This is a genomic window from Tolypothrix sp. FACHB-123, assembly GCF_014697075.1.
Lineage (GTDB): Bacteria > Cyanobacteriota > Cyanobacteriia > Cyanobacteriales > Nostocaceae > Aulosira.
In genome coordinates this window covers 1-6,030 of sequence record NZ_JACJRE010000125.1, presented here as the reverse complement: position 1 = coordinate 6,030, position 6,030 = coordinate 1, and the positions used below count along the sequence as shown (strand labels likewise).

At 45.1% G+C, this 6,030-nt stretch carries 5 protein-coding genes and 1 pseudogene; 3 read left to right on the top strand and 3 right to left on the bottom strand.

The window, feature by feature from the left end:
- The 3 genes and pseudogenes from H6G41_RS33815 to H6G41_RS33805 all read left to right on the top strand — a co-directional run.
- A pseudogene (locus tag H6G41_RS33815) lies at nucleotides 1-132 on the top strand (photosystem II D2 protein (photosystem q(a) protein)); the annotation flags it as partial.
- A complete protein-coding gene (psbC, locus tag H6G41_RS33810; RefSeq protein ID WP_190752727.1) occupies nucleotides 116-1,495 on the top strand; it encodes a photosystem II reaction center protein CP43 in 1,380 nt (459 codons plus the stop codon). The pseudogene H6G41_RS33815 and the gene psbC, both read left to right, overlap by 17 nt.
- A 479-nt stretch (nucleotides 1,496-1,974) precedes the next feature.
- A complete protein-coding gene (locus H6G41_RS33805; RefSeq protein ID WP_096643897.1) occupies nucleotides 1,975-2,160 on the top strand; it encodes a PCP reductase family protein in 186 nt (61 codons plus the stop codon).
- Nucleotides 2,161-2,239: 79 nt separating this feature from the next.
- On the opposite strand, the gene H6G41_RS33800 is transcribed toward H6G41_RS33805, so the two are convergent.
- From H6G41_RS33800 to H6G41_RS33790, 3 genes are all read right to left on the bottom strand, one after another.
- A complete protein-coding gene (locus H6G41_RS33800) occupies nucleotides 2,240-2,596 on the bottom strand; it encodes a CU044_2847 family protein (protein ID WP_190752725.1) in 357 nt (118 codons plus the stop codon).
- A gap of 186 nt (nucleotides 2,597-2,782) precedes the next feature.
- The gene (locus tag H6G41_RS33795; protein ID WP_190752723.1) at nucleotides 2,783-3,622 is read right to left on the bottom strand and encodes an SWIM zinc finger family protein; all 840 of its coding nucleotides are present in this window, start codon (nucleotides 3,620-3,622) and stop codon (nucleotides 2,783-2,785) included.
- Nucleotides 3,623-3,705: 83 nt separating this feature from the next.
- Nucleotides 3,706-5,919: a tetratricopeptide repeat protein gene (locus H6G41_RS33790; protein ID WP_190752721.1), complete on the bottom strand. Its 2,214-nt coding sequence runs from the start codon at nucleotides 5,917-5,919 to the stop codon at nucleotides 3,706-3,708.
- Between the last annotated feature and the right edge of the window lie 111 nt (nucleotides 5,920-6,030).

The window sequence follows — 6,030 nt, the reverse complement described above, 5'->3', positions numbered from 1 at the left end:
GAATTTGAAACATTCTATACCAAAAATATTTTGCTGAACGAGGGTATCCGTGCTTGGATGGCACCTCAAGATCAGCCCCACGAACAATTTGTATTCCCTGAGGAGGTTCTACCTCGTGGTAACGCTCTCTAATAGATTGGGCAGTGGACGTGACATAGAATCAACAGGTTTTGCCTGGTGGTCTGGTAACGCTCGTTTAATCAACCTTTCTGGCAAACTGCTTGGCGCACACGTTGCCCATGCTGGTTTGATTGTCTTCTGGGCTGGAGCAATGACTTTATTTGAAGTCGCTCACTTCATCCCGGAAAAGCCTATGTACGAACAAGGCTTAATTCTATTACCTCACATCGCTACCTTAGGTTGGGGCGTTGGTGCTGGTGGTGAAGTTATCGATACCTTCCCCTACTTTGTGGTTGGTGTACTTCACTTAATTTCCTCAGCTGTGCTGGGTTTTGGCGGTATTTATCATGCTGTTCGCGGACCAGAAACCTTAGAAGAATATTCTTCCTTCTTTGGTTACGACTGGAAAGACAAGAACAAGATGACCAACATCATCGGCTTCCACCTGATCATCTTAGGATGCGGTGCGTTGCTGTTGGTACTCAAGGCAATGTTCTTCGGTGGTGTCTATGATACTTGGGCACCTGGTGGTGGTGACGTTCGCGTTATTACTAACCCAACACTGAACCCAGCAGTTATCTTTGGTTACCTCATCAAGTCTCCTTTTGGTGGCGACGGCTGGATTGTTAGCGTTGATAACATGGAAGATGTTATCGGCGGTCACATCTGGATTGCCTTTATCTGTATTGCTGGTGGTATTTGGCACATCTTCACCAAGCCTTTTGCTTGGTCTCGTCGTGCTTCCATCTGGTCTGGCGAAGCTTACCTTTCCTACAGCTTGGGCGCTCTGTCCTTGATGGGCTTTATCGCTTCTTGTATGGTTTGGTACAACAACACCGTGTACCCCAGTGAATTCTACGGCCCAACTGGCCCTGAAGCTTCACAAGCACAAGCTTTAACCTTCTTAATTCGTGACCAACGCTTAGGTGCTAACGTTGGTTCTGCTCAAGGCCCCACCGGTCTGGGTAAATACTTGATGCGCTCTCCTACAGGTGAAATCATCTTCGGTGGTGAAACCATGCGCTTCTGGGATTTCCGCGGCCCTTGGTTAGAGCCTCTACGCGGGCCTAACGGTCTTGACCTAGAAAAAATCAAGAACGATATTCAGCCTTGGCAAGCTCGTCGTGCTGCTGAATACATGACACATGCTCCTCTGGGTTCTTTGAACTCTGTAGGTGGTGTGGCTACCGAAATCAACTCCTTCAACTATGTATCTCCTCGTGCATGGTTGGCAACTTCTCACTTTGTACTAGGTTTCTTCTTCCTCATTGGTCACTTGTGGCACGCTGGTCGCGCTAGAGCAGCAGCAGGTGGTTTCGAGAAAGGTATTGACCGTGAGAACGAACCAGCTATGTCTATGACCGAACTCGACTAGTTCGTAAATTTTCTTTCATCACTGACAATTAATGTTTCTAGCTCTTGTGTAAAAGCAAGAGCTTTTTTATTGCGTTGTGCTTGTCAGTTGTTAGTTGTCAGTGGTTTTCGGGCAATATGGTTTAGGATGTAGGTTGGGTTGAGGAACGAAACCCAACACCCCAAAGTCGTGTAATTCAGGACTTACGCGATAACTCTCCCAAACCCTCTTTACTTCGTGTTCTTTGCGCACTTCGTGGTTCGTTTTTTGATGATTTTGCGTAAGTCCTATAATTGTTGGGTTTCACTCCGTTCAACCCAACCTTGTATCTTAGAAACAGTAGTCGCGATCATTATTCAAGTTGGTATTATTTTTAGAAATTGTTAATAGTTCGTGTTGCTGCAATATGACACAATCAAATTTATCAGCAACAGATTTCAAAAATTAAGTTTATTAATTTTTATTGCTAAAAAACAGTAATTAATTAAGGAATATTCAAAATGAGTAACGCTAATTTTTCCGATGCTTTGGGATGGACAGCAGAAGCGAAAGAAAAACTAAAAAATATTCCCTTTTTTGTCCGCACACAAGCAAAAGCAAGAATTGAGCAGTTAGCTCGTCAAGCAAAGCAAGATGTCATCACAGCAGATTTGGTTGAAAAAGCAAGGCTGGAATTTGGACAGTAACTATTAACTGGAAATAATGTTGACGGTTGACGGTTGACGGTTGACGGTTGACTGAGAAAAAATAATTTTACACCTAATTTTAGGGAGAATATTTGTTGATGGCACTTCCTGCTTGAATTTTGAATTCTCCCGCAGGATGCTGACCCCATTCTAAAGTAATCTCTAAATTTGCTGTGGAAGTACCTTTGACGAGTACAGGCGTAAGTTTACCTGATTCCATAGCAATTTCTACCCCAAATTTTACACTAGCCTTATCTGGGTTCACTTTTTGAATTGCTTCGGCAATTTCTCTACTGAGAGATTCAATTGCAATCGTTACCTCTTTAAAAGGTCGGGTAGGAGTATTTAATTTTCTTTCTCCAATGAGCGTGGCTTCAACTCTGACATTTGTACCATCGGACAGTTCTACCGAAATAACTTTATTTTGCGCTTCCATGTGGGTTTGAAAGGATTACTATGCATTTATACCATTCAATCACTTGTAATAAAAACAACCACCCATACAAAATTTAGTTGTCGCTTTTGAGGATAAAAATGTTTCATCCTCAATTACCATACAGACTACTCAGTAGGCTGGTATAAGCATAACAATTAAAGCCACTGGCGCTAAAGTCTAAAATTGCTATGAAGCTTCTCCTACATTCATTGCAGCTAATACAGCTTTCTGTCTGACATCTTGGTAAACAGTCTCTAAATACTTCATGACTACATCGCCGGAAGTAATATTTACTACTGTTTCCTCTTCTTTACCTAAGGGTATTGCCCCTAATACATCTAATACAGTCTCGCTGGCGCTAGGTGCAATTACTACTAAGGAAGAATCTAGTGGTTCGGTGTAATGCCAGAATGAGTCAAGTTTAATTGTGTTTTGATTTGTAGTAATTGGCTGTTGAATATCAGATTCTTGGGTTGTAGAAACGTCAATTTTGGTGCTGCGTAATTGACGTAAATCGCTGATAATTTGCTCTTTGGTACGTCCGCGTAATTTGAAGAGGACAAAGGGGTCTTCGCTGAATCTATCGCCTAACTGATAATATACTGCACCTACATGTTTACAAGGGTTCGCTTTATCAGGACAGGAACATTTACTGCGCACATCTGACAGGGTAAAGGGAAATAACGACAGTCCATTAGCAGTGAAGACTTCTTCGATATTTTGGGGCATTTCTCCGGCTAGTAATTTAGCAGCAAAAATCGCTTTTTTGGACATGGTTTCAATTACATAACCCCATTCTTCATCGGTGAATGGTTCTAAAGAAAGAGAAACTTTATAAGGTTCTGGTTCGCTACCTTGTACTCTGGCTAATACTTTGGCACCTTTAAATTCAATGCTGAGAACATTTCCCTGGCGTGAATAATTTCTCGCGCGTTCTAAGCGTTTTTTGAAACGATAGGAATCTAATAAATCTAGCCACCTTTGTGACCACCATTCACGGCTTGCTTGTAGGGTGTAGTTAGTCATAATTAATATTCAAGTTGACAATTTAATTTTTTGGTTAAAGGGGAAAAGGCACTAATTACGAATTACGAATTACGAATTACGAATTATTCTATCCCTGCTTTGCGCTGTAACCTCTCAACCAATTGGCGTGAATAATCCAAGTTTTTATCGCGTAGACGCTCCCTAATTTCCAGAGCAGCCTGTGCCAAGGGTAGCGCCTCCATGTAGCGCCCCTCCTTTTCTAGAACTTCCGCCAGCCCCTCTTGAGCATCAGCCACTAAGTTTAGGCGTCCCACTTCCTGCGCTAAGGCTAATTCACGCTCGTACCAGGGGCGGGCTGCTGTGGGTTGGTTGCGATCAAGGGCGAGATTTCCCAAGTTGCCAGAAATATAAGCTTGTTCTTCATTTAATCCCAGTTTTTTCGCGATCGCCAATGCTTGCTTATAGTAGGATTCAGCGCGATCGTATTGTTCCTGCGATCGCGCCACTCCTCCCAGAGAGTTGAGAGCGATCGCCTCTACTGTCTCATCCCCCAACTCTCGGTAAATTGCTAACGCATCCTGATACAGTCGCTCCGCTTCCGCCCAATTCTGGCGTTGCTGTGCAATATTTCCTTGAAACAGAATTGCAGTAGCCTGATCCCGACGGCTACCGCCCCGTTCCATTGCCTCCGCCATCTGTGCTGCCCAACTTGCTGCCCGTTCCGTCTCTGCGCGATGGTAGTAAATAACGGCAACATGGTAGGCTCCCCAACCAGCATCACTCCACTGATTCAGCGCCTTTCCTGCCTGATATCGCCACTCACTCAAGCGCACTCGTTCATCCCAGTAGCCGCGAAACCAGAGGAAGTTATACAAAGCATTTTCTAAATCGATGAGCATCTGAGCAGCCTGCCGGTCTTGCAGCGTACCAGGGATACCTGCTATTTCCCGTAAGGTTGTGGCCACACTCTCTAGATTTTGCCATTCGGCTTCCAGCTTGTCATAGGTTTTGTACGTATCTTTGCCGTCACCCCCATACTTCTGAGCGTAGTCCACCCAGTAGCGCAGGACTTTGCGTTGAGCAGCAGAGTCAAAGAGAATTTTACCAAGCGGCTGTGTTTCTATAGTATCTGTGCCACCGATAGCTGCGCGAATATAGGTGCGGGTAAGGGGGTGCAGTCCAAACCGTTCGCCATCCAAGTCATTCACCAAAGATAAAGTAACTAACTGTTCAACAGCAACTTGGATTTCAGTAAGGGCTAAAGCTGTAGCATCTGCCAGCGCTGCTTTTGTTGCTGGTGTGCGAAATACAGCTAGGGCAGACAGCACTGTGCGTTCATTTTTAGTGAGAGTTTCGGCAGCGTCGGCAAACAGAAAGCCGTAAAGATCGGCGGAGTTGGCAGCATTCCGCAACCGTTCTAGGGCAAAATCGAGCGAGTAGCCTTTGTGTGCCACTTGTCCCAGAGTCCAGTCCAAAGCTAGGGGGTTACCACCAGCAGCTTCATATAAAGCGGTTAATATTTCTGGTTTGGTTGCGTTTAGTTCCTGATCTAGGCGGGGGTGCTTCTTTGCCTTCTCCTGCATTAACTCCAAAGCTTCTGCTTCTAAGAGACGATCTAAGCGGATGGTGAGGGCGCTTTCTCCTGTACGGCGACGGCTGGTGATAATAGCTTTATTGGGGGTGGGCAGTTTCCGCAGAAACTCGGCAATCATGTCGCGTTCTTCTGTATTTAGGGTTTCCAGGTTGTCCCAAATTAGTAAGACACGCCTTCCCCGCAGGGCATCTAAAAGGGCGCGGCGGCGTTCGGTGGTATCAGTGATATTTACAATATCTGTTTGCCCTAAGCCTTTGGCAAATTCTCGGCAGAAGCTATCGAGGGAAGATAGGGCGAGGGTTTCTTGTCTTACTCCCTCAGTTGTCAGCCAAGTAGTCTTAGCAGAAACAAATAGATAAGCATCAAACAGCGCTTGCTCACGGGCTAGGTGGGCTACCTCCAGGGCTAAGGCTGTTTTGCCCATTCCGCCAATACCATCAATCGCCACACCCCAGCCCCGCTCCTCTGGTGAAAGTGCTTCCATGCAACGGGCAATTTCGGCTTTGCGTCCGATAAATACATCGGTGTAGCGGGGGAGGTTATCGGGCACTGTTACGCTGCTATTTCCCTGTAACTGATTTAATCGCGCCTCTAGGCTAGCTACTTGTTTTTGTTTCTCTTCTAGTTCGATTTGCAAATCTACTGGAACTCGAATGCCAAAACTAGCTTTTTCTTCTTCTATTATCTGGAGGGCGCGACGGGCACGGTTGAGAGTACGCTCTAGTGCTTCTCGATTTTCCATAGAGTTGTATTAAACCTCGTCTAACTTGAAACCCGTAGTTTTTCCTCATCAGGGTCAAGATGATTTTTCACCCACAAGCGATCGCTAATTTCAAAGGAATTGGAATTGATA